25 protein-coding genes are annotated in these 26,232 nt (G+C 69.3%); 9 read left to right on the top strand and 16 right to left on the bottom strand.

What is annotated here, in order from left to right; genetic code table 11:
* The first annotated feature begins 51 nt into the window (after positions 1–51).
* Positions 52–2,697: an ATP-dependent chaperone ClpB gene (gene clpB / locus KBZ12_RS05825; RefSeq protein ID WP_254956943.1), complete on the top strand. Its 2,646-nt coding sequence runs from the start codon at positions 52–54 to the stop codon at positions 2,695–2,697.
* Positions 2,698–2,730: 33 nt separating this feature from the next.
* On the top strand, positions 2,731–3,201 hold the full coding sequence (locus KBZ12_RS05820) for an NUDIX hydrolase (RefSeq protein WP_254956942.1): 471 nt from the start codon (positions 2,731–2,733) through the stop codon (positions 3,199–3,201).
* A 28-nt stretch (positions 3,202–3,229) separates the two neighbouring features.
* Here KBZ12_RS05820 and KBZ12_RS05815 read toward each other — a convergent pair whose 3' ends face one another.
* From KBZ12_RS05815 to KBZ12_RS05800, 4 genes are all read right to left on the bottom strand, one after another.
* Positions 3,230–4,003: a Coq4 family protein gene (locus tag KBZ12_RS05815; RefSeq protein ID WP_254956941.1), complete on the bottom strand. Its 774-nt coding sequence runs from the start codon at positions 4,001–4,003 to the stop codon at positions 3,230–3,232.
* A gap of 72 nt (positions 4,004–4,075) precedes the next feature.
* Entirely contained in the window at positions 4,076–4,363 is a 288-nt protein-coding gene (locus tag KBZ12_RS05810) for a 4a-hydroxytetrahydrobiopterin dehydratase (RefSeq protein WP_254956940.1), read from the bottom strand.
* Between the two features lie 25 nt (positions 4,364–4,388).
* A complete protein-coding gene (locus tag KBZ12_RS05805) occupies positions 4,389–4,841 on the bottom strand; it encodes a secondary thiamine-phosphate synthase enzyme YjbQ (RefSeq protein WP_254956939.1) in 453 nt (150 codons plus the stop codon).
* Between the two features lie 18 nt (positions 4,842–4,859).
* A complete protein-coding gene (locus KBZ12_RS05800; RefSeq protein WP_254956938.1) occupies positions 4,860–5,921 on the bottom strand; it encodes a fatty acid desaturase in 1,062 nt (353 codons plus the stop codon).
* 200 nt (positions 5,922–6,121) lie between these two features.
* Between KBZ12_RS05800 and KBZ12_RS05795 the strand changes: the two genes are divergently transcribed.
* Positions 6,122–7,663 carry an NAD(P)/FAD-dependent oxidoreductase gene (locus KBZ12_RS05795; RefSeq protein WP_254956937.1) on the top strand — a complete coding sequence of 514 codons (1,542 nt, stop codon included), beginning with the start codon at positions 6,122–6,124 and terminating at the stop codon, positions 7,661–7,663.
* 11 nt (positions 7,664–7,674) lie between these two features.
* Here the strand turns inward: KBZ12_RS05795 and KBZ12_RS05790 are convergent, their stop codons facing one another.
* Positions 7,675–8,124, bottom strand: a complete 450-nt coding sequence (locus KBZ12_RS05790; RefSeq protein WP_254956936.1) for a DUF2721 domain-containing protein — start codon at positions 8,122–8,124, stop codon at positions 7,675–7,677.
* Positions 8,125–8,202: 78 nt separating this feature from the next.
* On the opposite strand from KBZ12_RS05790, the gene KBZ12_RS05785 reads away from it, so the two are divergent.
* Entirely contained in the window at positions 8,203–8,619 is a 417-nt protein-coding gene (locus KBZ12_RS05785; RefSeq protein ID WP_254956935.1) for an OsmC family protein, read from the top strand.
* On the opposite strand, the gene KBZ12_RS05780 is transcribed toward KBZ12_RS05785, so the two are convergent.
* Entirely contained in the window at positions 8,561–9,238 is a 678-nt protein-coding gene (locus KBZ12_RS05780) for a hypothetical protein (protein ID WP_254956934.1), read from the bottom strand. The two genes, KBZ12_RS05785 and KBZ12_RS05780, sit on opposite strands and share 59 nt — an antisense overlap.
* A 77-nt stretch (positions 9,239–9,315) precedes the next feature.
* Here KBZ12_RS05780 and KBZ12_RS05775 point away from each other — a divergent pair, with 77 nt between their 5' ends.
* From KBZ12_RS05775 to KBZ12_RS05760, 4 genes are read left to right on the top strand one after another with little or no spacing between them, the layout of a single operon-like run.
* Positions 9,316–10,842: a carboxypeptidase M32 gene (locus KBZ12_RS05775; protein WP_254956933.1), complete on the top strand. Its 1,527-nt coding sequence runs from the start codon at positions 9,316–9,318 to the stop codon at positions 10,840–10,842.
* A gap of 54 nt (positions 10,843–10,896) precedes the next feature.
* On the top strand, positions 10,897–11,484 hold the full coding sequence (locus tag KBZ12_RS05770) for an inorganic diphosphatase (RefSeq protein WP_216909603.1): 588 nt from the start codon (positions 10,897–10,899) through the stop codon (positions 11,482–11,484).
* A 48-nt stretch (positions 11,485–11,532) separates the two neighbouring features.
* A complete protein-coding gene (locus tag KBZ12_RS05765) occupies positions 11,533–12,108 on the top strand; it encodes a L,D-transpeptidase (protein WP_254956932.1) in 576 nt (191 codons plus the stop codon).
* 10 nt (positions 12,109–12,118) lie between these two features.
* Entirely contained in the window at positions 12,119–12,421 is a 303-nt protein-coding gene (locus tag KBZ12_RS05760; RefSeq protein ID WP_254956931.1) for a hypothetical protein, read from the top strand.
* Here KBZ12_RS05760 and KBZ12_RS05755 read toward each other — a convergent pair.
* The 7 genes from KBZ12_RS05755 to rpoD all read right to left on the bottom strand — a co-directional run bounded on the left by KBZ12_RS05755 (position 12,367) and on the right by rpoD (position 20,870).
* Positions 12,367–14,406 carry a chloride channel protein gene (locus KBZ12_RS05755; protein ID WP_254956930.1) on the bottom strand — a complete coding sequence of 680 codons (2,040 nt, stop codon included), beginning with the start codon at positions 14,404–14,406 and terminating at the stop codon, positions 12,367–12,369. The two genes, KBZ12_RS05760 and KBZ12_RS05755, sit on opposite strands and share 55 nt — an antisense overlap.
* Positions 14,381–15,334, bottom strand: coding sequence for a hydroxymethylbilane synthase (gene hemC, locus KBZ12_RS05750; RefSeq protein ID WP_254956929.1), 954 nt, complete (start codon positions 15,332–15,334; stop codon positions 14,381–14,383). The genes KBZ12_RS05755 and hemC overlap by 26 nt, the downstream gene beginning before the upstream one ends.
* 107 nt (positions 15,335–15,441) lie before the next feature.
* Positions 15,442–15,855, bottom strand: a complete 414-nt coding sequence (locus KBZ12_RS05745; protein ID WP_254956928.1) for a DUF1824 family protein — start codon at positions 15,853–15,855, stop codon at positions 15,442–15,444.
* A complete protein-coding gene (locus KBZ12_RS18485) occupies positions 15,761–16,516 on the bottom strand; it encodes a phosphatase PAP2 family protein (RefSeq protein ID WP_254956927.1) in 756 nt (251 codons plus the stop codon). The genes KBZ12_RS05745 and KBZ12_RS18485 overlap by 95 nt, the downstream gene beginning before the upstream one ends.
* Positions 16,513–18,330, bottom strand: a complete 1,818-nt coding sequence (locus tag KBZ12_RS05735; RefSeq protein ID WP_254956925.1) for a glycosyltransferase family 39 protein — start codon at positions 18,328–18,330, stop codon at positions 16,513–16,515. The genes KBZ12_RS18485 and KBZ12_RS05735 overlap by 4 nt, the downstream gene beginning before the upstream one ends.
* A 78-nt stretch (positions 18,331–18,408) precedes the next feature.
* Positions 18,409–19,518: a glycosyltransferase family 2 protein gene (locus KBZ12_RS05730; protein ID WP_254956924.1), complete on the bottom strand. Its 1,110-nt coding sequence runs from the start codon at positions 19,516–19,518 to the stop codon at positions 18,409–18,411.
* Positions 19,519–19,595: 77 nt separating this feature from the next.
* Positions 19,596–20,870 (bottom strand): RNA polymerase sigma factor RpoD, encoded by a 1,275-nt coding sequence (gene rpoD / locus KBZ12_RS05725; RefSeq protein ID WP_254956923.1) that lies wholly within the window; start codon positions 20,868–20,870, stop codon positions 19,596–19,598.
* Between the two features lie 431 nt (positions 20,871–21,301).
* Here rpoD and priA point away from each other — a divergent pair, with 431 nt between their 5' ends.
* Positions 21,302–23,608 (top strand): primosomal protein N', encoded by a 2,307-nt coding sequence (gene priA / locus KBZ12_RS05720; RefSeq protein WP_254956922.1) that lies wholly within the window; start codon positions 21,302–21,304, stop codon positions 23,606–23,608.
* A gap of 28 nt (positions 23,609–23,636) precedes the next feature.
* Here priA and KBZ12_RS05715 read toward each other — a convergent pair whose 3' ends face one another.
* Genes KBZ12_RS05715 through KBZ12_RS05705 form a run of 3 tightly spaced genes read right to left on the bottom strand, consistent with a single transcriptional unit; the run spans position 23,637 to position 26,231 of the window.
* On the bottom strand, positions 23,637–24,770 hold the full coding sequence (locus KBZ12_RS05715; protein ID WP_254956921.1) for a DUF3153 domain-containing protein: 1,134 nt from the start codon (positions 24,768–24,770) through the stop codon (positions 23,637–23,639).
* The gene (gene argB, locus KBZ12_RS05710; RefSeq protein WP_254956919.1) at positions 24,763–25,659 is read right to left on the bottom strand and encodes an acetylglutamate kinase; all 897 of its coding nucleotides are present in this window, start codon (positions 25,657–25,659) and stop codon (positions 24,763–24,765) included. Before argB ends, KBZ12_RS05715 begins: the two co-directional genes overlap by 8 nt.
* Complete coding sequence (locus tag KBZ12_RS05705; RefSeq protein ID WP_254956918.1) at positions 25,656–26,231, bottom strand: DUF2854 domain-containing protein; 576 nt, start codon at positions 26,229–26,231, stop codon at positions 25,656–25,658. The genes argB and KBZ12_RS05705 overlap by 4 nt, the downstream gene beginning before the upstream one ends.
* Position 26,232 lies beyond the last annotated feature (1 nt).

Raw genomic sequence — 26,232 nt, 5'->3', positions numbered from 1 at the left:
ACAGGATTCATACGTTGGCTTCAGTCATCGTCCGAAGGGAGAACGTCAACCATGCATCCCACCGCCGAACTGTTCACCGAGAAGGCCTGGGGCGCCGTGGTGGCCTCCCAGCAGCTGGCCCAGCAGAAGCGCCAGCAGCAGATGGACAGCGAGCATCTGTTCGCCGCCCTGCTCGCCCAGCAGGACCTGGCCAGCCGGATCCTGGAGAAGGCCGGCGTGGACCTGGGCGTCCTGGGCCAGAAGCTGGAGGCCTTCATCGCCGCCCAGCCCAGCCTGGCCGCCGCCCCCGACAACGTCTATCTGGGCAAGGGGCTGAACGCGGTGCTGGATCGGGCCGAGGCCCTCAAGACCGAGTTCCAGGACAGCTACATCGCCGTGGAGCACCTGGTGCTGGCCCTGGCCGGCGACGACCGCTGCGGCCGCCAGCTGCTCTCGCAGGCGGGCGCCGATGGGGCCAAGATCAAGGAGGCCGTTCAGGCCGTGCGTGGCAGCCAGCGTGTGACCGACCAGAACCCGGAGGGAACCTATGAGTCCCTCGAGAAATACGGCCGGGACCTCACCGCCGCCGCCCGCGACGGCAAGCTGGACCCGGTGATCGGCCGCGATGAGGAAATTCGCCGCACCATCCAGATCCTCAGCCGCCGCACCAAGAACAACCCGGTGCTGATCGGTGAGCCTGGCGTCGGCAAAACGGCGATCGTGGAAGGGCTGGCCCAGCGGATCGTCAACGGCGATGTGCCCACGGCCCTGCAGAACCGCCAGCTGATCGCCCTCGACATGGGCGCCCTGATCGCCGGCGCCAAGTACCGCGGCGAGTTCGAGGAGCGCCTCAAGGCCGTGCTCAAGGAGGTCACCTCCAGCGAAGGGCAGATCGTCCTGTTCATCGACGAGATCCACACGGTGGTGGGGGCCGGCGCCAGCGGCGGCGCCATGGATGCCAGCAACCTGCTCAAACCCATGCTGGCCCGCGGCGAGCTGCGCTGCATCGGTGCCACCACCCTCGATGAGCACCGCCAGCACATCGAGAAGGATCCGGCCCTGGAGCGCCGTTTCCAACAGGTGTTCGTCGACCAGCCCACGGTGGAGGACACGATCTCGATCCTGCGCGGACTGAAGGAGCGCTACGAGGTGCACCACGGCGTGCGCATCGCCGACAACGCCCTGGTGGCGGCGGCCGTGCTCAGCAGCCGCTACATCGCCGATCGCTTCCTGCCCGACAAGGCCATCGACCTGATGGACGAGTCGGCAGCGCGCCTGAAGATGGAGATCACCTCCAAGCCGGAGGAGATCGACGAGCTCGACCGCCGCATCCTGCAGCTGGAAATGGAGAAGCTCTCGTTGGGGCGCGAGTCGGACCCCGCCAGCCGCGACCGGCTCGAGAAGCTGGAGAAGGAACTGGCCGACCTGGGCGAGCAGCAGAGCAGCCTCAATGCCCAATGGCAGAAGGAGAAGGGCTCGATCGATGAACTCTCCGCCCTCAAGGAGGAGATCGAGCAGGTGCAGCTGCAGGTGGAGCAGGCCAAACGCCAGTACGACCTCAACAAGGCCGCCGAACTGGAGTACGGCACCCTGGCGGGGCTGAACAAGAAACTGGCCGCCCGCACCGAGGAGCTCAGCGCCCATGCCGGCGACAAGAACCTGCTGCGCGAGGAGGTCACCGAGGACGACATCGCCGAGGTGATCGCCAAGTGGACCGGCATTCCGGTGAGCAAGCTGGTGCAGAGCGAGATGGAGAAACTGCTGCATCTCGAGGACGAGCTGCACACGCGGGTGATCGGCCAGGACCAGGCCGTGACGGCGGTCGCCGATGCCATCCAGCGCTCGCGGGCCGGCCTGTCGGACCCCAACCGCCCGATCGCCAGCTTCCTGTTCCTCGGACCCACGGGAGTGGGCAAGACCGAGCTCTCCAAGGCCCTGGCGTCCCAGCTGTTCGACAGCGAGGAGGCGCTGGTGCGCATCGACATGAGCGAGTACATGGAGAAGCACGCCGTCAGCCGGCTGATCGGAGCGCCTCCGGGCTACGTGGGCTACGAGGAAGGCGGCCAGCTGACCGAAGCGGTGCGGCGCCGCCCCTACGCGGTGATCCTGTTCGACGAGGTGGAGAAGGCCCACCCCGATGTGTTCAACGTGATGCTGCAGATCCTCGATGACGGCCGCGTCACCGATGGCCAGGGCCGCACGGTGGATTTCACCAACACGGTGCTCATTCTCACCAGCAACATCGGCAGCGCTTCGATCCTCGATCTGGCCGGCGATCCGGCCCGCTACGGCGAAATGGAGAAGCGGGTCAACGAGGCGCTGCGGGGCCACTTCCGGCCGGAATTCCTCAACCGTCTGGATGAATCGATCATCTTCCGCAGTCTGCGGGAAGACGAACTGCGCCAGATCGTGGCGCTGCAGGTGCAGCGGCTGACACGGCGCCTTGAGGAGCGCAAGCTGGCCCTGCGGGTGAATGGCGAAGCCCTTGATTGGCTGGCCGCCGTTGGCTACGACCCGGTGTACGGGGCCCGGCCGCTGAAGCGGGCGATCCAGCGGGAACTGGAGACGCCGATCGCCAAGGCGATCCTGGCGGGCACCTTCCCGGCCGGCAGCACCATCGCGGTGGATGTGGAGCGCCTGGGCGAGAACCCGCGCCTGCGCTTCCGCCAGGCCGAACCGGCCGAGATCCAGGCCGTGGCACCGGCGATGGTGGGATGAACGCCCGTTGATGGGCGCTGGGCCACCCGGGTGATGGGGAAACGGCTGACACGGCTGGTGGCCAGGCTGCGCCTCTACTGGTTGGCGGCGCGGCTGTATGAAACCTGGCAACTGCTGGCCCGGCCCCACAACCACGGCGCCCTGGTGGCGATCTGGCACCAGCAGCACCTGCTGTTGGTGCAGACCAGCTACCGCCACGGCCTCGGGCTGCCGGGAGGGGGGCTGGAGCGACGGGAAACGGAGCGGCAGGCGGCGGTGCGGGAGCTGGCCGAAGAGCTGGGGCTCAAGGTGTCGCCTGACGAACTGCTGGATCCCTGGCAGATCACCGAAACCTCGGCGCGCGGGACGAACACCGTGACGATCTTTGCCCTGCGGGCGGCGCGAGCGCCGGCGATCCGCCTCGACGGCCTCGAGTTGGTGGCTGCCCACTGGCTGACGACGGAGGTGGCGCTAAGCCGGCCGCTCGTCAGCCACGTGAGGGCGTATCTGATGGAGAGGGGCTGATCACTCCATGCCACTGCACCGTGGGGCCTCAGGCGGCCAGCGCCGCCACCAGGGCCGGGTTGGCCTGCCAGCTGCAGGTCCCCTCCGTCACGGCCTCGATGCCCAGCTCGGCCCGCAGCTCCTCCAGGTTCTGGCCCATCCGCTCCTCCCAGATCACCGGGAACAGCGGCCGGGCATCGGCGCCGATGTGCAGACCCTTGCTGATCATGCCGAAGGCGTAACCGGCGGTCCGGGCCTGCTCGGCCGGGGTTTCCAGTTCATCGATCGGCGTGTCGTTGCGGAACCAGTTGAGCAGGAGCGCCATCAGATCAGTGAAGGCCAGGCCAGGGTGGGCGAACTGGGCCACGCTCAGGCTGATGACACCGAGCTCACCGAAATTGTCGAGACTGAAGCCACTGACGATGTGGTGGATGTCGTGGGTGGCATAGACCCGATAGTTGATGTAATCGGCGTCGGTGTCAAGGTTGGCGAAGAAGTCGGGTTTGGGGAAGAAATTGATGTCGTACCCCATCGTCTCCAGCACCGTGGCGTAGGTGCGCCCCAGGGTCCCCTTCGGCAGGGCCTTGAGGGCGGCCGCGTCGTAGGGGCCGCTCAGCCGCCGCTGCTCGATCAGGGCCACCGCGGCCGGGTCCCGCTGCAGCAACGCCCGGCAGACCTGCATCGGACGGGACTGCCGCAGCCGATGGGAGAGCAGGAAGACGTTGTTGGCCGACGCACCGGCTCCGGCGGCCAGATCGGCGAGTTCGAGGAACGCGTGGATGTTCTCCTCGGTGGCGATCCGATCGAGGTAGCGAAATCCCATGGTGGCGGTGCGAAACGGGGGTGCACCCAGGGAAACTAGACACGGAGCCCGGGCCGGCCCACACGACCAGCCTCAGCGCGCGAAGCCATCGATCCGCTGGGCCAGCTCCAGGTCCAGGTTGGAAAGGCCACCGGTGTCATGGGTGGTGAGGTTGATCGTCACCCGGTTCCAGACGTTGCACCACTCCGGGTGGTGCCCCAGCGCCTCGGCTGCCAGGGCCACACGGGCCATGAAGCCGAAGGCGGCGGAAAAATCGGCGAAGCGCAGCTCGCGGTGCAGCTTGCCCTCCCTGACCGTCCACTGCGGCAGTTCGGTGGGCAGGGCGGCGATCTGGGCCGGGGTCAGGGGCTTGGCAGCCATGGCGTCAGGGGGCAGGGGATCAGGATCATTCGCCGACCAGATGCAGGCTGAGGCGGCGCCGGTGCGGTCGGGCCCGGTGCTCCCACAGATACACCGCCTGCCAGGTGCCGAGTAAGAGCCGGCCCGATTGGAAGGGGAGCACCAGGCTGGTGCAGGTGAGTGCGGTACGGATGTGGGCGGGCATGTCGTCGGGGCCTTCGTCGTCATGCACCCAGTCGCGCCGCTCGCCCTGCCCGCTGATCGGCCGCACCCCCTCGGGGGGCACCAGGGCCTGCAGGAAGGCGGCCAGATCCACCAGCACCCTGGGATCAGCGTTCTCGTTGATCGTCAACGAACAGGACGTGTGCTGGCTGGCGATGGTGGCGCTGCCCAGCTGCAGCCCGCTGGCGGCGATCAGGCCGTTGATGGGGCCGGTGATGTCATCGAAGCCCTCACCTTTGGTGGTGAGCTCCAGGGAGCTGAGGGTCTGGCGCAACATCAGGCCTCCTGGTGATGGTCAGCCGGCGGCGGCAACAGGGACAGCCGATCGCTGGTTGTCGATCGTGGTCAGGCGGCAGGCCTGGGGATCCCAAAGGATGTAGCTGAAGCAGCCCGGGATGTCGGCCAGCGACAGGCGCCGCACCCCGCTCAGCAGGTGGGCGTTGCGCTCATGGCAGGCCCGCAGCCGGTAATTGGGGATCTTCGAGGAGAGGTGGTGGATGGCGTGGCAGCCGATGTCGGCGGAGAACCAATTGAAGATCGGCGGCAGCTCCAGGTCACTGGTGCCCTCCAGAACCCCAGTCATCTCGCTCCAGCCGGCTGTGGCATGGGCATAGGAGCCGGGGAAGTTGTGCTGCACGAAGAAGATGCAGATGAAGATCGCCGCCGCGCAGGCCATCACCGGGGCATAGATCGACCAGAACACTCCGGCACCGAGCCAGTGGGCCATCAGCCACCAGGAGCCGAGCACGGCGATGTTGTTGGCCACCAAGTGGCGGAATTCCTCGTTGGTGTACCAGTGCTTGGAGCGGTAGCTGGAAAGGATCTGGCCCAGGCCCATCGGCTCGGGGCTGCGCAGGCAGGCCACCAGGTGGGGGAAGAAGCCCGCCAGCCCCAGCAGCAGGGCCACCCGGGGCTTGATCACCAGGTAGAAGAAGCCACCGGGGAACAGCATCGCCGGGTGGCGCAGCACGCCATAGAACCGCTTCTGGCCGGGGCTGAGGGCCGCAAAGGCGCTGGTGGTGACCAGGGCCGACGGTCCCTGGTACTTCTCCCAGTCCCCGTTGTGGCGGTGGTGGTAGGCATGGCCCCGCGACCAGGGGTACTGGGGAATGGCGCTGAGCACCCCGAGCAGGAAGCCGAACACCTGGTTGGCCCGCCGGCTGCGGAACAGGGAGTCGTGGCCGCAGTCGTGCATCAGCGAAAAGACGCGCGCCAGCAGCAGCACCATCACCACCATCGTGGGGATCAGCAGCAGCGGAGCATGCTGGAGGCTCCAGTCGGCGACCCACCAGAGGGCCGCATAGGGGATCACCGTGTTGGCGATCTGCCAGGCGCCGCGCAGGTTTGAGCTGTCCATGAAGGACTTCAGCTCAAAATCGCCGCGCTTGGGCTGTCGTGCCACTGCGCGATCGGGCAGAGTGGTTGGGGAGGATCCCTGCACCAATGCACACCTTTGTTGGATGTATCGCGCGATCCTAGGCAGGGATCCAGCGTGGCGACAGGCGCCCTGGCGAAGGGAATCTGAATAGGATCTGCAGCGGACATGCTGCGCCCAAGGTGAGCGACCTGATCGTCGTGGGCAGTGGCCTTGGCGGCCTGTGTGCCGGCGCCATCGCCGCCCGCCATGGGCTGGAGGTCGTGGTGCTCGAGGCCCACACCACCCCGGGCGGCGCGGCCCATGGCTTTCGCCGTGGACCCTTTCAGTTCGAGTCCGGTCCATCGCTGTGGAGCGGCCTGGGGCGCTGGCCCAGCACCAACCCCCTGGCCCAGGTGCTGCGGGCGGTGGGGGAAACCCTGCCCGTGGCCACCTACCGCGACTGGGGCCTGCTGCTGCCGGAGGGGTCGCTGCGGGTGGGGGTGGGGCAGGGTCCCTTCCTGGCCCTGCTGCGCGAGCTGCGCGGACCGGCGGTGGCCGAGGAATGGGACCGCTTCCTCACCGCCCTCAAACCCAGCTGCGACGCGGCCCGCTCCCTGCCCCTGCTGGCCCTGCGGCCCGGGGCGGGGCTGGCCACCACCCTCGGCGGCGGCAACGCCCTGCGCCTGCTGGGCCAGGCGGGGCGGCTGGCCAGCCTCGGGGGAGCCTTCGGGCCGATCGCCCGCCGCCACCTCCGTGATCCCTTCCTGCTCCACTGGGTCGAGCTGCTCTGCTTCCTGATCTCGGGCCTGCCCATGGACCAGACCAGCGCCGCCGCCATGGCGACCCTGTTCGGTGAATGGTTTGAGCCCGACGCCTGTCTCGACTACCCCATCGGCGGCAGTGGGGCCGTGGCGGCGGCGCTGGTGCGCGGCATCGAGCGCCACGGCGGCCGGCTGCGCACCGAAGCGCCGGTGGCGGAGATCCTGGTGGAAGGCGGTCGGGCGGTGGGCATCCGCATGGAGAACGGCGAGCGCCTCGAGGCTCGGCGGGGGGTGATCGCCAACACCAGCCCCTGGGATCTGCTCTCCCTGCTACCTGATGAGGCGGTGCCCTCCCGCTGGCGGCGGCGCCAGGCGGCCACGCCGGCCTGCGCCAGCTTCCTGCACTGGCACCTGGCCCTGCGCGGCGACGACCTCGACCAGCTGCCGATCCACCACGTCTGGGTGGGCGACTGGCAACGGGGCATCGGCGCCGAACGCAACATGGTGGTGCTGTCGATGCCTTCCCGGCTCGACCCGGCCTGCGCTCCGCCCGGCCACCAGGTGCTGCACGGCTACACCCCGGCCAACGAACCCTGGGAGCTGTGGCAGGGGCTGGAGCGGGGCAGCGCCGCCTACGACGCCCTCAAGCAGGAGCGCTGCGCCGTCTTCGGGCAGGTGCTCTCCCAGGTGCTGCCCGACTGGCGGGAGCGGGTGGTGATCGAACTGCAGGGCACCCCCCTCAGCCACCGGCACTACCTGCGCACGCACCAGGGCAGCTACGGCCCGGCCTGGCCGGCCAGCGGCGGTCCCTTCCCCGGCGGCACCACCCCGATCGAGGGCCTGGTGCTCTGCGGCGCCGGCGTGTTCCCGGGCATCGGCGTGCCGCCGGTGGCGGTGAGCGGCGCCATGGCCGCCCACCGCTTCGTCAGCGCCCGGCAGCAACGGCAGCTGCTGGAGGAGATCGGCCTGACGGACCTTTAGGGCGCCAGCGCTCAGAAGCGCCGCAGGGCCTGGTTGCCCAGCTGCACCTCCCGCAGCAGCAACAGCACGGCGGTCATCAGCGAACCCATCGCCAGTACGAACAGCAGGGCCACCAGGGGGGTCAGGTCGATCGTGGCCAGGGTGCTCAGAAACAGCACCATCACCACCGTCGCCACCAGCAGAAAGCTGGTGGTGGCCGAAGCAAAGGCCGCTGAAGCCAGGGTCATGCGGCGGCGGTGCAGCAGCAGTTCCCCCTGCAGCTCCCGCGACCGGGCCACGCTGGTGGCCGGATCCATCGCCTTGATCACCCGGGCCCGATCGATGATGCGCGACAGGCGGGTGGTGATCACCCCCAGCAGGCCACTGATGCCCGCCAGCAGGAACACCGGCGTCACCGCCAGCCGGATCGTTTCCGCCAGACCCCCTGCGCTCTGGGACACCACCAGCAGGATCAACGCCAAAGATCCAAAGCGCGCGGCCAGCAATTTAGGGCGACGGCCCCTGCCAGCCTGCTGCTGCGTTTGCCCGCCTCACCAACCATGACCACGATTGTCTGCCGCTACGAAGGAGCCCTGCGCTGCGCGGCGGAGCATGCCGCCTCGGGATCGCGGCTGATCACCGATGCCCCCGTGGACAACCAGGGCAAGGGGGAGGCCTTCTCCCCCACCGACCTGGTGGGCACGGCCCTGGCCACCTGCCTGCTGACGGTGATGGGGATCGTGGCCGAACGCCAGGGCATCCCCCTGGAGGGCGCCTCGGTGCGGCTGGAGAAGGGCATGAGCAGCAGCGGCGAGCGCCGCATCGCCCTGCTGGAGGCCTGGATCGACCTGCCGGCCGGCCTCGGGACCGAGCAGCGCGAGCTGCTGATCCGTGCCGGCGAGCGCTGCCCGGTCAAGGTCAGTCTGGAAGGCTGCGTGCCGATGCGGCTGCACTGGACTCCGGCGGCGGGGGGCTGAGGGTGACCCCCACCTCCAGCTGCTCGAGGGGCGCATCAGGATCCGCCGGCACCAGCAGCACCATGGTGCTGGCGGCGGGCCGGGTGCCGGGCTGCTCCTGAAGGATCTCCAGGGCCACCATCGTCTTGCGCCACTGCAGAATCTTCCCCTCCAGCAGGGCGACGAAGTCGTCACAGGTCCAGCGGGCCCCCTCCCCCCGGCAGGGGTAGCGCTCCAGCACATCAAGGATCTCCATTTCCCGCAGCGGCGCCGCGTCGGCCGGATCCCACACCAGCAGATAGTTGCCGTCGAGGGCGTTGGCCTCCAGCAGGCTGGCCTCACTGGCCAGCAGGGTGTCGAGGGCCATCTCGTCGTCGTCCCGCTCGATGGCGGTGAGCAGGGCCTCCAGCACCAGCTGGGTGTCGTCGTCGAGCTGGTCGCAATGGACCGTGAGCAGGCCGGTCACCGCCAGTTCGATCTCCCCGAGCGGCAGCACCATCGTCAGGGCCCGCAGGATCGCGCTGAGCACGTCACCGGCTTCGCCGTTGCTGGGCTGGTCGTCGAGCACCAGATCGGGGTCGGCCATGAACCGTTCAATGGCCGCGAGCACTAGGGCCTGCTCCGGAGAAGGGGGATGCATCGATCCGGCCGCAGACGTCACGTAGCCCCACCATGGCGCCGCCAGCACCATGCTGGCGCCATCGCCCCACCGATCCCATGCCCGCAGCGGCTCCAGCCCTCGACCAGCTCCAGCGGCACCTGCACACCACCCGCCTGCTGGGCTCGATCAGCAGCGCCCTCTACTACGACCAGAACACCGTGATGCCCGCCGCCGGCGCCGCCTGGCGCGGCGAGCAGCTGGCCCTGCTGGCGAGCCAGCTGCACGAGCGCCAGAGCAGTGCGGCCTACGCCGACCTGGTGGCCGCCGCCGAAGCCGAACTCACGGCCGATGCCCCCCCGCAGCGGCGCCGCAACCTGCAGCTGCTGCGCCTGGAACTCGACCGCCAGAGCTGCCTTGATCCGGCGCTGGTCACCGCCCTGGCCCGGGCCCAGTCCCACGGCAATGCGGTCTGGCAGCAGGCCAGGGCCGCCAACGACTTCTCCGCCTTCGCGCCGACCCTGCGGGAGCTGATCGCGCTGCGCCGCGAGCAAGCCGGCCAGCTGTCGGCGGCCGAACCCGTGGCCCGCAGCCCCTGGGAAATTCTGGCCCAGCCCTTCGAACCCGACATCAGCAAGAAGCGGCTCCAGGAGCTGTTCACGCCGCTGGCGGCGGAGCTGCCCGGCCTGCTGGAGCAGGTGGCGGCGGCGCCTGCGCCTTGCCCGGCGGAGGCCTGCGACCTGCCGGAAGACCTGCAGGACCGTCTCTGCGCCGAACTGCTCGACGGCTGGGGCTACGACGGCCGCCGCTGCCAGCGCTCCCGCTCCGCCCATCCCTTCTCCTGCACCGTGGGCCCCGAGGACTTCCGCATCACCACCCGCGTGGTGCGCGGCCAGCCTCTTTCGGCGTTCCTGGCGACCGCCCATGAATGGGGTCACTCCCTCTACGAGCAGGGCCTGCCCCGCACGGACGACCATTTCTTTCCCTGGCCCCTGGGGGAGGCCACCTCGATGGGGGTGCACGAGTCCCAGTCCCTGTTCTGGGAGTGCCGGGTGGCGCGCAGCCGCGCCTTCGCCGAGCGCTGGCATCCCCGCTTCTGCCAGGGTCTGGGGTCCGACCCGTGGGGTGGGGTTCAGGGGTTCTGGCGGTCCTTCAACCCGCTGCGGCCGGGCCTGATCCGGGTGGAGGCCGACGAACTCAGCTACAGCCTCCACATCGTGCTGCGTTTTGAGCTGGAGCTGGCCCTGCTGGAGCAGGAGATGCCGGTGGAAGAACTCCCCGGGCAGTGGAACCGGCGCCTGGAGGACCTGCTGGGCCTGGTGCCGCCCAGCGATGCCGAAGGCTGCCTGCAGGACATCCATTGGGCCGAGGGCCTGTTCGGCTACTTCCCCTCCTATGCCCTGGGCCACCTGATCAGCGCCCAGATCTCCGAGGCCCTCGAGCAGCAGATCGGCCCGATCGAGGCGCTGGTGGCGGCGGGCCAGGAGTCCGCCCTGCAGGACTGGCTCGCCAGCAACCTCTGGCCCCTGGGCCGCTCGGTCAATGCCGAGCAACTGGTCCAGCAGGTCACGGGCCGGCCGCTGGGTTCGGACGCTTTCCTGACCTACCTGCGCGCCAAGGTGGGCCAGCTGGGCGAGGGGGGCTGAGCCGGGCCTAACGAGGCCCGCTGCCTAAGATGCCGCCGCCGAAAAGCCCCCACCATGGCGAACATCGACCACGCCCCCAGCCGCACCATGCTGAACCTGCTGCATGTGCTGCCGGCCTTCGCCGATGAGGCCGAGCTCCGCCTCAACGCCATCGTGGAGCTCAACTCGAACACGATCAACAAATACGAGCTGATCACCGAAACCGGCCACCTGAAGCTGGACCGGGTGGGCTATTCCTCCCTGGCCTACCCCTTTGCCTATGGCTGCATTCCCCGTACCTGGGACGAGGACGGTGATCCGCTCGACATCGAGATCGTCGGCGTCACCGAACCCCTGGTGCCCGGCAGTCTGGTAGAGGCCCGCATCATCGGCATCATGTGCTTCGACGATGGCGGCGAGGTGGACGACAAGGTGATCGCCGTGCTGGCCGACGACAAGCGCATGGATCACATCACCAGTTACACCCAGCTCGGTGAGCACTGGCTGAAGGAAACCCAGTACTACTGGGAGCACTACAAGGATCTGAAGAAGCCCGGCACCTGCAAGGTCAACGGCTTCCACGACAACGGCGAAGCCGTGCGCATCATCAAGGAATGCGAAGATCGTTACATGACGGTCATCGATTCCCGACTGGTCGACTGACGCCCCCCACCACCGCCCCCCGGCGACTTCCCTGATCCCGCTCCATCCATGTCGCGTTCCCTTGTCCTTGCCCTGCTCCTGACAACCGGCGGGAGCGCTGCGATGGCCTCAGGGGCCCCGGCCATCGCGCCTGTCGTTGAGGCGCCGGCCATCGCTCCAGCCGTTGAGGCGCCGGCCACCAGCCCGGCACCACCGGCCCCGACCAAGGCCGCGATCACCAGCACCAAGGAGATCGTGCTGGAGCTGGGCAAGCGCACGATCAGCCTGCGTGACAACGGCAAGGTGATCGGCAGCTGGCCGGTGGCCATCGGCGATGCCGACACCCCCACCCCCAAGGGACGCTTCCTGGTGGAGACCAAGGTGGTTAATCCCCAGTACCAGAGCACCGCCAGCGGCAAGATCAACCCCACCAAGGGTGCCAATGGCCCCCTGGGGGATCGCTGGATCGGCTTCAAGCGCAGCGGCCTCAACCAGTACGGCATCCACGGCACCCCGAGTGCCTGGGCCTGGACCGTCACCTCCCGCTCCGCCGTCACCAACGGCTGTGTCCGGATGCTCACCCCCCATGTCCGCGCCTTGTTTGACCAGGTGGAGGTGGGAACGCCGGTGGTGGTGAAACCCTGAACGCAGCAGGGTGATCGCAGGGCATCGGTCAGCGACCGAAGAGATTCTGGAGATTGGTCTCGAAGGGTTTGATGTCTGGGTGCAAACACCTAATCTCAAAAAACCGATCCCGAGCGGCACCCTTCCAGGCCGTCCACTTTCCATGTTCGATTCCGACTCCCACCCCACCACCGACCAGCTGAACAGCACGTCACTGAAATGGGGCAACGATGGTGAGCTCTCCGAACTGGATCTCCAGCGCATTCTTGGGCTGCTTTCTCAGGTTGACCCCGTCGCCGAGGCCCTGATGGAGGGCCGCTCCGAAGCGGCCTGAAATCGCCGCGCCTGGGCCCTGGCCATGCCATCGCGGCTGGCCATGCCCCGAAGCTTGCTGACGGGAAGACCACCGGCAGGTAACCCATGGGGCAGATGCTCCCCAGCACCCCCCTCCAGCGCGAAGACGGGCACCTGCCGCAGACCGTTGGGTCTGAGCTGGTCTTCGAGGCGGTCAAGGTTCACCCCCATCGGCAACCACACCAGTTCGGTGCGGATGCAATCCGCCAGAGCCAACGCATCCTGGCGCTTTACTTCCGACGAGAGGCCCCGCTGCAGGTCGCCGATCGTCACCAGTCCCAGGGCCTGGCCGGCCTGCTCCACCAGGAGGCAATGGCCGTGACTGTCGACCAGCCTGGCCAGGGCGTCTGAGGCCGTCATGGCGGCCGGCAGCACCAGGGGCGCCTCCGGCTCGAAGGCCTCTTCCACGGCCATGGCCGCCAGCCGGCTGCGGCGTCGCTCCTCCAGAAGATCGGGTCCCATCAGACCGGGATCGTGGATGCCCTGCCAACGCTCCACCAGGGCGGCGCTGAGGCCGGCGGCCGCCATCAGCGGCAGCACGATGCGGATGTCGCGGGTGAGCTCGAACAGCAGCAGCAAGGCGGTCAGCGGCGCCCTGGCGCTACCGGCCAGCACCGCCGCCATGCCGACCATGGCATAGGCCGGAGGTTCGGCCACCGGCAGGTTGAGGCCACCACTGCCCAGGGCCTGGCCATAGCAGCTGCCCAGCACGGCACCCAGGAACAGAGAGGGCGCAAAGCCCCCACCCACGAAGCCGGTGGCGTTGCTGACGGTGGTCGCCACCAGCTTCACACCGATCAGGGCCACCAGGGTCAGCAGCGGGATCCCGCCATCGCGGCCCAGCAGCGCCTCGATCGTGTCATAACCGACGCCCAGCACCTGGGGGAACACCAGGGCCATGCCGCCGAGCGCGGCCCCGCCCAGGGCCGTGGGCAGGCCGGGCGGCAGGCGCCGCACCACGGACTGGACCCGCTCACCCCGTCCCGCCGCCAGCAGCCGGATCAGCAGCCACGACATCAGGCTGGCCAGCAGGCCCAGCCCCAGGTAGAGGGGAAGCTCCAGCGGCGAACGCACGTCATAGGCGGGCAGGCGCAGGATCGGCGTGTCGCCGAGGCACAGCTGCGTGACAAGTGCGGAGGCCACCGCCGCCACCAGCACCGCCCGCAGGCTGGGGCGTCCGGGGATGGCGCTGTAGCTGCCCTCGAAGGCGAAGAACACCCCGGCGATCGGCGCCTTGAAACCGGCCGCCAGACCCGCCGCCACCCCGGCCCCCACCAGGGCCTTCTGGGCCTGGGGGGAGAGGCGGCCCTTCAGGGCCACCCACAGGCCGATGTTGCCGCCGCCCTCAACGCTGGGGCCCTCCGGCCCGAGCGACGCCCCACTGCCCAGGCTGAGGGACGCCGCCACCAGCCGCAGCCAGGGCAGACGCGGCTCGCCGCCCTGGCTGCCATCGGCGATCGCCATCAGGCTCGACAGACCCGGACCGATGCTGCCGGCCACGTGACGCAGCAGGCCCACCGCCAGGCCCCCCAGGGTCGGCACCACCACCACCGGCCAGAGAGCCAGCCAGTCGGGAGGGGTGGGCAGGCTGATGGGCGTGGGTTCGGGTGGTGGCGGCGGTGCCGTGGCCAGCAGGCCGATGCCATCGAGTCCGAGCTGCAGCAGGGCCCGCAGGGGGGTGCCACTGTTTGGCGCCAGGGGCGGCAGGTCGATCGGCGGCAGGTCGGCAGGGGAGGCGGGCGAGGAGCGCCCGATCACCAGCAGGCCCTCCACAAAGGGACCAAAGAGAAAATTGTTGATGAAGCCCAGCAGTTCGTGGAAGGCCACCACCGCCAGGCCGGTCAGGGTGCCGACCAGGGCCGCCCAGGCCAGCAGGTTCCATTGGAAGGGCAGGCCGCGCAGGTCGGCCTCGGGCCCTGGGGCCCGGTGGCCGTTGGCCTCAGCTTCCGGGGCGGACGGTGGCAAAGATCTCCTCCAGGATCTCCCCGGCCCCCTGGGACCGCAGGGTTCCCGCCAGCGCCAGGCCGATCGCTTCAGGATCGCTGGCCGGGCCGCGGCAGCTGTCGCGCAGCAGGCGCTGGCCGTCGATGCTCGCCACCATGCCGGTCAGCACCAGCTCGTCATTCTCGAAGTGGGTGTTGACGCCGATGGGCACCTGGCAGCCCCCCTCCAGGCTGCGCAGGAAGGAGCGCTCGGCCAGGCAGCGACGGGCCGTCGGCAGATGCTCCAGCACACCGATGGTCTCCAGCACGGCCTGGTCACCGGCGCGGCATTCGATGCCCAGGGCCCCCTGACCCACGGCATGGAGCGAAATCGAGGGATCGATCAGTTCGTGGATGCGCTCGCCCAGGCCCAGCCGGGTCAGGCCGGCGGCCGCCAGGATCAGGCAGTCATAGACACCGGCATCGAGCTTCTCCAGACGGGTGATCACGTTGCCCCGCACGTCCTTGAAGACCAGGTGGGGGTAGTGGTGACGCAGCTGGGCCAGGCGCCGCAGGGAGCTGGTGCCCACCACGCTGCCCTCGGGCAGGGTGGCCAGGCTGAGCTCCTTGTGCCGTTCATGCACCACCAGGGCATCGGCCGGATCCTCCCGCTCGGTGATGCAGCCCAGGATCAGCCCCTCCGGCAGGTTGGTGGGCAGGTCCTTGAGGCTGTGCACGGCGATGTCGGCCCGGTCGACCAGCATCTGGGCCTCGAGTTCCTTGGTGAACAGGCCCTTGTCGCCGATCTTGGCCAGGGCCACATCGAGAATCTTGTCCCCTTGGGTGGCCATCGCCTCGATCGCGATCGTCAGCTCGGGGTGGGCCCGGGAGAGTTCGTCCCGCACCCAGTGGGTCTGGACCATGGCCAGCTGGCTGCGGCGGGAGGCGATGCGCAGGGTGGAGCTGGCCATTGGACGCTTCGGGCGGCAGCGACAGCTGCCAGGCAACAGCCGCCCAGCCTAGGGACCGGCCCGTCCCTGCTCCCGGCCTGCGGACGGAACGTGATCAGCTGATGGGATCAGGCGAACAGATCCAGCGGCATGGGGCCCCAGGTGTCCTCGGCGGCCGGATCGGGGGCCCCATGGCCGGTGATCAGGACCCCCTCGCCGAGGCCGTCCTCCCGGCGCAGCTGGAACAGTCCCGTGCGCTGGTTGCCCTTCAGGAACACTGGGCCGGGCGCTCCGGCCTGCTCCCCGTCTCCGGCCTCCGCAGGCCGCAGGGCCGGCCAGCCAAGGGCAGCCTCGAGCTGCCGCAGGACCGCCACGGCCGACGACGACGAGGGCGCCATGATGCCGACCGTGAACCAGCCACAGGCCCCCAGCACGGGGAGGAGCTCCTCACGCAGCTGGCGGGCCTGATCTCCGTCGAGCTGAGGGGCTGATCGGAGTCCCCTCAGAGCGTCCAGGCCGGAGGTGGGCAGGGCGGTGGTCAAGGGATCGCAGCGGTCGAACCGTCCCACTCTGGAGGTGCGCGGCGACGGGCTCCCGCCAGAAGGCCAGACACACCGTCAGCCAGGCCAGGCCAACGGCGGCCCCCGCCACCAGATCCGTGGGCCAGTGGGCGCGCACGTAGAGGGTGCTGAGCCAGACCAGACCCACCAGCAGACAGGCACCGACCATCAGCAGCCGCCGCAAGCGGGGATGGTGGGCCCCCAGGATCACCACCATGGCGAAGTAGAAGGCCACGGCCCCGGCGGCATGGCCACTGGGGAAGCTGTGGCCATCGAGCGGCAGCAGGCTGCCGGGGGGCCGATTCCGGCTGAAAAGGGGCTTGAACACCAGATCCACCAGGATCAGGATCCCCCCGGTGGCCATGACCAGCAGGCGCAGATCCTTCCACCAGCGGCGCAGCACGAGGAGGGTCAGCGCCATCGCCACCAGAACGGCGGTGAAGCCCACTCCGGTGGCCCGATACACCTGGGTCAGCCCATCCCCCACCCAGCCATGCAGGTGGTCGCCGATCCAGACCAGGAGCGCGTCATCCAGCAGCGCCAGCGGCCGGCCCGGGGCCACGGCCACGAACAGCCCCACCAATAGAACGAGGCAGGCGGGCAGAAGAACCTTCTCCCGCGGCAGCAGACGGAACGTGATCACGGCAGCAGATGGTGGCGGGGCACCCGCCAGAGGGCCAGTTCCCCCGAGCGGGCCAGACGTTCGATGCCCTCGGCGGGCAGGGCCAGCGCCTCGAGATCGCGGCGATCGCCCAGCAGCCGGACCGAGCGACTCGCCGGGGTGAGCGAGAGGGCGGCAGGCCCCTGCAGCGCCAACTGGTTGATGTGGTGGCGATCGGAGACGAAGAGGGCCTCCGGCTCGCCGTAGAACAGCAGGCTGTAGCGCTTGGTGCCGACGATGAACAGGGGCTCATCGGGCTGGGCGGCGCCCTGGGCCGTGCGCGCCATCTGGCGCAGGGGGAGCTGACGCTCGCGGTCGAGCAGGGGGCCGAGGGGCGCGATCACCAGGCCCAGTACCGCCAGGAAGCCGGCCAGGCTGGGCAGCCACAACCAATCGCTCGCCGCCGGACGAAAGAGCAGCACCAGCAGGGCCAGGGCCGTGAGCCCCAGACACAGGCTCAGCATCAGGGGCAGGCCGGAGCTGGACAGGGCCGCGCCGAACGCCGGATAGGCCGGATCGCTCGCCGCCCACCTCGGGGCCAGGGCCGCCGCCACCGCCATGACCGCGAGCAGCAGCACCTCGACAACGGTGGCGATTCGCACCCCTGCCCTGCCACCGACGGCCTGGGGATCCGCGGAGGCCTCGGGCAGGGGTCGCCACAGCAGGGCCACCAGCAAGCTCGCCGCCGGCAGGGACGGCAGGATGTAGCCGGGCAGTTTGGTGGCGGCCGCGGAGAAGAAGGCCACCACCAGCACCAGCCACAGCAGCAGGAACAGGCCCAGTTCCGCCGGGGCGCCACCGTCCCCCGAAAGGGCCCCAGCCGATCCCGCTCGCCAGCGGCGGGGCTGCCAGAACCCCTGGGCCGCGATGGCCAGGGGCAGGAACAGCGACCAGGGCAGCACCAGCAGCACCAGCCAGGGCAGGTAGAACCACGGAGGGCCGGGGTGGTCGTAGAGCACCGTGGTGAACCGCTGCAGGTTGCTGAACCCGAGGAAGCCGCCCAGGAAGTCACCGCCGTTGACGACGGCCGCCGCGGCGTACCAGGGCGCGCTCACCCCCAGGAACAGGGCCACCATCGCCAGCAGCGGCCGCCAGCGCAGCCAGGATCGCCAGTGGCCCGTGAGCAGCAGGAAGACCACCACCACCAGGCCCGGCAACAACAGACCCACCGGGCCCTTGGCCAGCACGGCGATCGCCGCGAACAGTGCCATGGCCGCCCGGCCGAGGGCGGCCCGCCAGGGGTGGAACCGGTGGCGATGGACCAGCAGGAATCCGAACAACGCCAGGCTGATGGCACTGGAGAGGAACATGTCGGTGGTGGAGGTGCGTCCCCAGCCGATCCAGCCCGGCGTCGTGGCGATCACCCCAGCGGCCAGAGCGGCCCGCAGCACCCGGGGCCGGCCGGCTTCGCCCGCTGGTGACCAAGCCAGCATCAGGCCGAAGCCCGCCACCACCACGGCGCTGGCCGCCAGTGCCACCGGCAGACGGGCGGCCCACTCGCTGACCCCGAACAGCCGGAAGCTGAGGCCCACCATCCAGTACCCCCAGACGGGGTAATCGAAAAAGCGCTCGCCGTTCCACCAGGGGGTGATCCAGTCGCCCCGCTCCAGCATCTGGTGGCCCACCTCCACGAACAAGGCCTCGGTCTTGTCCATCAGACCGAGGCTGCCCAGGCCCTGGAAGAAGGCCTGCCAGCACAGCAACAGCAGCCAGAGGCCGCTCAGCACCCAGATCATCCGCCGGTGAATCCGGCTGCTGGCACGCTCCGGCTGGGCCCCTTGGGCAGCAGAAACCATCCCTGAACAAAGGCAAGGTCAAGAGAAAGTTAAGACCCGGGGAAGCCGACGCGTGCAATCGCCCGCGGCGGACCCTGCCTAGGGGGTGTTCCAGACGAAGCGGGAGGAGGCGGCGTACTTCCAGACGAAGTCGACGGCAATGCCGGCCAGCAGGGCCAGCAGCGGCTGTGGAGAGACCTGCCGGAAGAAGGCCGAGGACACCCCGACATTGGCGGCCATGCCGAGGGAGGTGACCAGAAGAAAGCGGACCAGACCGAACACCAGAGCCAGGCCGCTGAGCTGCTGGGAGCGGAAGGTCAGCACGTTGTTGATCAGATAGTTGGAGCACCCCGCACAGACCACCGCAGCCACCTGGGCCTGCTCGAAGCCCAGTCCGACCACCTGCTGCATCAGCGCAAACACCAGCAGATGAATGCCGATGCCGGTGGCCCCCACCAGGGCAAAGCTGACGGCCCGCCGGGGCACCATCCGAAACAGCAGGGTGTGCAGGATCGAGACGCCAAGATCCCAGATCACCGCCACATTCAGCTTGGACTCGCCGGCACTGCGGGGCTGAAAACTCAGGGGCACCTCCGCCACGGCCAGGTGGCCGTGGCTAAGGGCCAGCAATTCATAAAGAAACTTGAAGCCGTTGACATCCACCTGCCGGACGTAGGGGAGGCATCGCTCCGGAAGCAGGGCGAAGAAGCCACTCATGTAATCGGTTAGATGGCGGTAGCGGGGCAGGCTGAAACGGGCCACCGCGTTCGCCCAGGTGGAGTTCCGCTCGCGCTGCTCGCTCAGGCCCATGATGCTGGCCTGCTTGTGGAAACGGCTGCCGATCATCAGATCGCTGCCACTCTCCAGCAGGGCGGAAACGGCCTGCGCCACCGCGGCGGGTTCGTGCTGGCCATCGCTGTCCATGACGACAACAACATCTCCTGTCGCATCCAGGATGCCCTCCTTGATGGCACTGGAGAGCCCGAATCGACCCACCCTCCGAATCAGCCTGACGCTGTCATGACGGTGGGCCAGGTGACGGACCTTTTCAGACGTTCCGTCGTTGGAATCATCATCGACGAAAAGGATTTCAAGATCAAAGTGATCCTGCAACGACAGCAGGGCGTGGACCATCGGTTCAACGTTGTCGCATTCGTTGAAGGTGGGCAGCACCACCGACAGCCGCAACAGATCGCCAGCTTCAGTCATCAGGAGAGTTGCCCGTGGCTTGGGGAGCGTTCATGCACTGGGAGCAGAGTCAGGAAGCTCCCCTGGGCCGTTGGGGGCTACTTGATGTACTCCTTGAGGACGCCGTTGCGATTGGGATGACGCAACTTGCGCAACGCCTTGGCTTCAATCTGGCGGATGCGTTCGCGGGTCACATCGAAGATCTGCCCAATTTCCTCCAGGGTCTTCATGCGGCCATCGTCCAGACCGTAGCGAAGACGCAACACATCGCGCTCCCTGGGGCTGAGGGTGGCCAGGACGCCTTCCAGATCCTCCCGCAGCAGATTCTTGGCCACGTCCTGCTCGGGATTCTCGATGTCGGCCTCAATGAAGTCGCCGAGCCTGGAGTCTTCCTCCTTGCCGATGGGCGTTTCCAGGGAGATTGGCAGCTGGGCAGATTTGGCGATGAAGCGCAGCTTCTCGATCGTCATCTCCATGCTTTCGGCGATCTCCTCTTCCGTGGGCTTGCGGCCGAATTCCTGGGAAAGGGTCTTGGTGGTCTTCTTGATTCGGGAGATGGTCTCGTAGAGATGGACCGGGAGCCGGATGGTGCGGCTCTGGTCGGCGATCGCCCGGGTGATCGCCTGGCGGATCCACCAGGTGGCGTAGGTGGAGAACTTGTAACCCTTCTCGTGGTCGAACTTCTCAGCGGCACGAATCAGGCCGAGGCTGCCCTCCTGGATCAGATCCTGGAAGGACAGGCCCCGGTTCATGTATTTCTTGGCGATCGACACAACCAGCCGCAGGTTCGACTGGACCATCTTTTCCTTGGCCCGTCGACCCAGCATCAGCCGCCGGCGGAACTTGATCAGCGGCATGTCGAAGATGCCGGCCCATTCCTTGGTGTCGGGGAAGTGGCCCTTGTCGGCTTCGAACTCGGCCGCCTTCTCCTCCAGTTCGAGCAGATCGGCAATCTTGCGGGCCAGCTCGATCTCCTCATCAGGCCGGAGCAGACGGATGCGGCCGATCTCCTGGAGATAGACGCGAATCGAATCCTCGGTGTAGACCCCCTTCGGCCCCACCTTGATGCTGGCCAGGGCCTTGGCGCTCTTGGCATCTTTGGGGAGGTCAGCGCCGGCTTCCACCTGGTCGTCGCCGCCGTCCAGGCTGTCGTCGAGAACGACCACAACGGGATTGGTGGCGGCAGCCTTCGCCGCGGCCTTGGCGGCGGGTTTGGCAGCCGTCTTGGCGGCAGCCGTCTTGGCACGGGAGGCGGCCTTTCTGACCGTGGCGGCAGTGGCCGCTGGCTCGATGGGCAGCACGTCCCCGTTGGCGGTAACGGTGGCCAGGATTTCAGGAACGGCGGCTTTGGCCTTGGCGGCGACTGGGCTCATGGAAACGACGCGAAATGGGAGGGAGCGGGAGAAAAGAAGGCGGGAGCGGACTGGCGGGTGTCGACCCGCTCGATCCATCGGTGCTCAGCGGCTGGATCCCATCCTCGGACTTCCTCGTCCTTGGACCCTGCACGAAGCAAGTCGGGAGGGCGGGAAGAGCAGCAGGACATGGGATTGAGCCCCCCCGTCACGGGGGTCCTGTGTCGGGATCGGCGATGGATCGCTCCAGGAGCGCGAATGGGGTGGGAACGAACGGCAGGAGCCGGTGCAGGGCTGTCACGGGTGGTCTCAGACCGGAGAAATGGGGAGGGAGTGAATCCCTGCATCCTCAGCGGGTCTTCCCTGTGGACGGAACTCTGCGCGGTTCCGACGGCAGCCTTGCGAGCGGCCCAACCCTTCCATCCTAGGAATGGCATGAGATCTTTGCAAGATTGCCAGCCAGCTCTTCACCCGCCGCTCCCCTGACAGCCCCTCCAGGCTGGCTGGAGGTCTGGCTCGAGGCCGGCCGCGAGGGGCGGACCTTCACCTACGCCAACCCGGAAGCCCTGGGCATCGGCGTGGGGGATCTGGTGCGGGTCCGTCTCCAGGGGCGGCCCCACACGGGCCTGGTGGTGGCGACGGCCATGGCCTGCCCGGCCGCCATGGAGGGCCGGCCGCTCCTGCCGGTGGAGGCGGTGCTGCAGAGCGCCGCCATCGACCCCCACTGGCAGGCCCTGCTTGAGCAGGTGGCCCGGCAATGCCACGCCGGCCTGTTCCGCACCCTGAAAAGCGCCCTTCCCCCTGGCTGGCTGGGACAGGCCCACCGGGCGCCAACGGGCCAGGGGCGGATCCTCTGGACGGTGCGGCTCAACCCCGACACAAGCGCTCTGGCCAGCCACCCCCGGCAGCAGGAGCTGCTGGACCATCTGGCCAGCCACGGGGGGGCGCGGCTGCTGCGGGATCTGGTCCAGGAGGCGGGCTTCGGGCGCTCCCTGATCGGGACCATGGAACGCCGGGGGCTGCTCCTGAAGGAGTCCGGCCGAAGCCCTGGGAGGGTTGGCGGCGGCGGCGGTGATGGGCCCACCCGCCTGGAGCCCCCCCAACGGGCCAGCCCGGCCCAGGCCGAGGCCATGGCGGCGATCGCCGACGCCCCACCCGGCCAGGCCCTGTTGCTGTGGGGGGTGACCGGATCCGGCAAGACCGAGGTTTACTTGCAGGCCGCCGCCTGGGAGCTGGCGGCGGGACGCAGCGTGCTGATCCTGGCGCCGGAGATCGGCCTCATCCCCCAGCTGCTGGATCGCTGCCGGCGGCGTTTCGGAGCGGCGGTGATCGAATATCACAGCGGCATGGGCGACGCCGAACGGGTCGTCGCCTGGCGCCGCTGCCTTGAGGCCTCCGGCCATCGGGAGGCCTGCCTGGCGGTGGGAACCCGTTCCGCCGTCTTCCTGCCGCTGGGCCACCTGGGGCTGATCGTGCTCGACGAGGAACACGACGCCTCCTACAAGCAGGAGAGCCCCATGCCCTGCTACCACGCCAGGGAAGTAGCCCGGCTGCGGGCGAGCCAGACGGGGGCCAGGTTGGTGCTCGGCAGTGCCACCCCGTCCCTGGAAACCTGGTGGCGCTGCCAGAGCGGTCCCCAGGGCCGTCCCGGCGACACCCGCCTGCTGCCGCTGCCGGAGCGGATCGGCCAGCGGCCCCTGCCGCCGGTGCGGCTGGTGGACATGCGCCAGGAGCTGGTCGACGGCCACCGCCGCCTGATCAGCCGCCCCCTGATGGCCCGGCTGGAACGGCTGAAGGAGACGGGTGAGCAGGCCGTCGTCCTGGTGCCGCGGCGCGGCTACCGCTCCTTCCTGAGCTGCCGCAGCTGCGGCGAGGTGGTGCTCTGCCCCCACTGCGATGTGGCCCTGACCGTGCACCGCGGCCCCCGGGCCGGCGGCCAGGAGGGCCGGGAGTGGCTGCGCTGCCACTGGTGCGACCACCGCCAGGAGATGGGCGACCGCTGCGGCCACTGCGGCTCCACCGCCTTCAAACCCTTCGGCGCCGGTACGCAGCGGGTGATGGAGCAGCTCGCCACGGAGCTGGAGGGCCTGCGGCTGATCCGCTTCGACCGCGACACCACCCGGGGCCGGGATGGCCATCGCCGCCTGCTGGAACGCTTCGCCGCCGGCGAGGCGGACGTGCTGGTGGGCACCCAGATGCTCGCCAAGGGCATGGACCTGCCCGCGGTGACCCTGGCGGCGGTGCTGGCGGCCGACGGCCTGCTGCACCGGCCGGATCTGCGCGCCGCCGAGCAGAGCCTGCAGCTGCTGCTGCAGCTCGCTGGCCGGGCCGGCCGGGGCGAACGCCCCGGGGAGGTGCTGGTGCAGACCTACAGCCCCGACCATCCCGTCATCCGGCATCTGGTGGACGGCCGCTACGGCGCCTTCCTGGCGGAGGAGCTGGAGCTGCGGCGCCAGGGAGGCATGGTGCCCTTCGGTCGGGCCTGCCTGCTGCGCCTGGCCGGTCCCACCGCCAGCGGCACCGCCACCGCCGCCGCCGCCCTGGCCGAAAGGATCCGCCCCGCCGTGGAGCGGGCCGGCTGGGTGCTGATCGGACCGGCACCCGCCCCGGTGGCCAGGGTGGCGGGCCGCAGCCGCTGGCAACTGCTCTTGCATGGCCCTGGCACGGCGGCACTGCCCCTGCCCCCCGACGCCGAGCTGCGGCGGGCCCTGCCACCGGGGGTGAGCCTGACGATCGATCCCGACCCGCTGGAGCTCTGAGAAAGGGGTCAGGCCTGCGGCGCTGGTCTCAGGCCGGCAGTTCCGGCAGGCCGAAGCCCAGCCGGCGCCGGATCGCCTGCAGGGCCAGCACCAGCGGCAGGGCCAGGCCCACCGCCGTCGCCCCCAACCCCAGGCCGCTCCAGCGCCAGCAGCGCAGCTCCAGCACATTGACCTGGCCAGGCTGGAGGGGCCAGACCAGCTGGCGGCCCCCCTTGCCATTCCCCGGAGGAGCCGGAACCGGGCTGCTGGGGATCGCCTGCCGCACGGCCGCCGGCCGCACCGGGGTGAGGACAAGCGCCAGATCCAGTCCTGGGATCGCTTCGAGCGGTTGCAGATCGAGCTCCAGCAGCAGGTGCTGACGCACACCCACCAGCCAGTTGCGCTCCTCCCAGCGGACCAGCGGAGCGGCCAGGGCGACACCGCTGAGCTGGCCCGCCAGCTCAAGGCTGCCCGTCAGGGCCCCGAGAGCCTGGCGGGCCGGCAACACCGGGGTGGAGAGGAGCTGGTCACCACTGCCCCCCCGCAAGTGAAAGGGACCGGGCGCGGTCATCTGGGGCTCATGCCCCTCCAGCGCGGCGACGAACCGCCGCTGCCAGGGGCTCTCCGGGCCAGCGTTGCTGCGCAGCTGGTGGCTCACCTGCAGCCGCCCGGGCCCTTCGAAGCGCAACTCGGTGCGCACCTCCATGCACCCGCCCAGCAGGGAGGCCAGCAGCAGGAGCACCACCGCCACCACCACCGCGAAGCCCACCGGGGCCTGGGTGGGACCCACCGGCGGGGGAGGCGGTGGCTCGGGGCGGCGGCGGGAGCGCCGGCTGACGCCGCCGCCGACCCCCTCGAGGGGCGTGGTGGCGGTGAGATCCGGCAGGGTGAGCGACCAGTTGCTGGGGCGGCGCAGCTCCGGGGCCTCCAACACCATCAGCAGCGCCTTGGCCTGGGCGCGCAGGTTCGGGTCCTGGCAGCGGACCAGGCTGCGGCAACAGGCGGCGGCCTGGTCGGTGCGGCCCTGGCCCATCAGGGCCGTGGCCATCAGCAGGCGCAGTTCGGCACCGGCGCCGGTGAGCGGCGATCGCTCCTCCTGGAGGGGTTCGAGCAGCCGCAGCACCTGGCCGTACTCGCCACGGTCCAGGGCCCAGCGGGCCTCGGCCAGCGGATCCTCAGGCATGCAGCAGGCCGGGACTGCCCACCACCATGGTGCCGATGCCGGCGTTGGTGAACACCTCCAGCAGCAGGGAATGGGGCACCCGGCCATCGATGATGTGGGCCGCCTTGACCCCCTGGGCCAGGGCCCGGATGCAGCATTCGGTCTTGGGGGTCATTCCCCCTTCCACCACACCGTCGGCGATCAGCTGGCGGGCCTCGGACAGGCTGAGCTCGCGGATCAGGCTGGCGGGGGTGCTGCGGTCCCGCAGGATGCCGGGGGTGTCGGTGAGCAGGATCAGCTTCTCCGCCTGCAGGGCCGCGGCCAGCTCCCCGGCCACGGTGTCGGCATTGATGTTGTGGGCCAGGCCATCGGCGTTGGGAGCCACGCTGGAGATCACCGGGATGTAGCCGGCCGCCAGCAGGGGGGAGAGCACCGAGGGGTCCACCCGCGCCACGTCCCCCACCACGCCGAGGGTGCCATCCCCCATCGTGCGGGCCTGCACCAGAGCACCATCGCTGCCGGAGAGGCCCACGGCCCGGCCCCCCACCCCGTTGAGGCCGTTGACGATCTGCTTGTTGACCCGGCCCACCAGCACCATTTCCACCACATCCATGGTGTCGGGGCAGGTGACCCGCAGGCCGTCCTGAAAGCGGGGCTCGATCGCCAGTTTCTCCAGCCACTGGTTGATCTCCGGCCCGCCTCCGTGCACCACCACCGGCTGGACCCCGACGCAGGCCAGCAGGGCCACGTCGCGGAAGACCGCCTCGCGCAGGTCTTCGCGGACCATGGCGGCGCCGCCGTATTTGATCACGATCCGCCGGCCGGCGAAGCGCTGGATGTAGGGCAGCGCCTCACTGAGCACGGACACCCGCAGGGTGTCTTCCGCGCTGATGTGCCGATCGGGACTCAAGGGACGGGGGCGGCGAGGGACGGGTCGGAGGTGGCGGGTGCCGGCAGCAGGCTCAGGGTCAGGCGGCCAGGACCAGCCTGTTGCAGGTCAGCGGTCAGGCCGGGACCGAAGAAACGGCCCAGCCGGTCCTGCCGATCCTGCCAACGCTGGAACGGCACCCCCTGGCAGTCGATCGTGAGGCGTAGCCCGTAGCCGCCGCCGGCCTCCAGCTCCTCGACGGCCAGCAGCTGGGGAGGGGAGTCCTCATCCCAGAGCTTGAGGGCTTCGAGGGAGCTTTCCAGGTGGGCCTTCTGGCCGTAACGCCAGCGGGTGACATCGGCCAGCAGTTTGCGCAGCGGTTCGTTCTCAGGCAACTGACGCAGATCACGCAATTGGGCGGCGGGGGTGAGGCGCTCAGCGGGTGGCAGCTCGGAGGACTTCAGGGCCAGACCCCCCAGCAGGATCGGCACGCCGTAGAACACGCCGGCAAGGCTGATGTTGGGGCTGTCGGTGACGTAGGCGATCGAACCGATCACGGTGAGCACGGCACCAGCCACGGTCACCAGGCTGCCGGGGGAGAGAAACGCTTGCATC

Source organism: Cyanobium sp. Cruz CV13-4-11 (assembly GCF_024346055.1).
Classification (GTDB): domain Bacteria; phylum Cyanobacteriota; class Cyanobacteriia; order PCC-6307; family Cyanobiaceae; genus Cyanobium.
The sequence above is the reverse complement of the archived record's forward strand: the minus strand, read 5'-3'. Positions and strand labels throughout refer to the sequence as shown.

Bases quoted from the DNA above. Each gene is read 5' to 3' on its own strand.
- hemC (WP_254956929.1), bottom strand. From the start codon at position 15,334: ATGGCCAGCTCCACCCTGCGCATCGCCTCCCGCCGCAGCCAGCTGGCC.
- KBZ12_RS05810 (WP_254956940.1), bottom strand. From the start codon at position 4,363: ATGGCTGCCAAGCCCCTGACCCCGGCCCAGATCGCCGCCCTGCCCACC.
- KBZ12_RS05770 (WP_216909603.1), top strand. From the start codon at position 10,897: ATGGCGAACATCGACCACGCCCCCAGCCGCACCATGCTGAACCTGCTG.
- KBZ12_RS05820 (WP_254956942.1), top strand. From the start codon at position 2,731: ATGGGGAAACGGCTGACACGGCTGGTGGCCAGGCTGCGCCTCTACTGG.
- KBZ12_RS05800 (WP_254956938.1), bottom strand. From the start codon at position 5,921: ATGGACAGCTCAAACCTGCGCGGCGCCTGGCAGATCGCCAACACGGTG.
- rpoD (WP_254956923.1), bottom strand. From the start codon at position 20,870: ATGAGCCCAGTCGCCGCCAAGGCCAAAGCCGCCGTTCCTGAAATCCTG.
- KBZ12_RS05805 (WP_254956939.1), bottom strand. From the start codon at position 4,841: ATGTTGCGCCAGACCCTCAGCTCCCTGGAGCTCACCACCAAAGGTGAG.
- KBZ12_RS05775 (WP_254956933.1), top strand. From the start codon at position 9,316: ATGCCCGCAGCGGCTCCAGCCCTCGACCAGCTCCAGCGGCACCTGCAC.
- KBZ12_RS05815 (WP_254956941.1), bottom strand. From the start codon at position 4,003: ATGGGATTTCGCTACCTCGATCGGATCGCCACCGAGGAGAACATCCAC.
- KBZ12_RS05705 (WP_254956918.1), bottom strand. From the start codon at position 26,231: ATGCAAGCGTTTCTCTCCCCCGGCAGCCTGGTGACCGTGGCTGGTGCC.
- KBZ12_RS05715 (WP_254956921.1), bottom strand. From the start codon at position 24,770: ATGCCTGAGGATCCGCTGGCCGAGGCCCGCTGGGCCCTGGACCGTGGC.
- KBZ12_RS05780 (WP_254956934.1), bottom strand. From the start codon at position 9,238: ATGCATCCCCCTTCTCCGGAGCAGGCCCTAGTGCTCGCGGCCATTGAA.
- KBZ12_RS05735 (WP_254956925.1), bottom strand. From the start codon at position 18,330: ATGGTTTCTGCTGCCCAAGGGGCCCAGCCGGAGCGTGCCAGCAGCCGG.
- clpB (WP_254956943.1), top strand. From the start codon at position 52: ATGCATCCCACCGCCGAACTGTTCACCGAGAAGGCCTGGGGCGCCGTG.
- KBZ12_RS05765 (WP_254956932.1), top strand. From the start codon at position 11,533: ATGTCGCGTTCCCTTGTCCTTGCCCTGCTCCTGACAACCGGCGGGAGC.
- KBZ12_RS05785 (WP_254956935.1), top strand. From the start codon at position 8,203: ATGACCACGATTGTCTGCCGCTACGAAGGAGCCCTGCGCTGCGCGGCG.
- KBZ12_RS05730 (WP_254956924.1), bottom strand. From the start codon at position 19,518: ATGACTGAAGCTGGCGATCTGTTGCGGCTGTCGGTGGTGCTGCCCACC.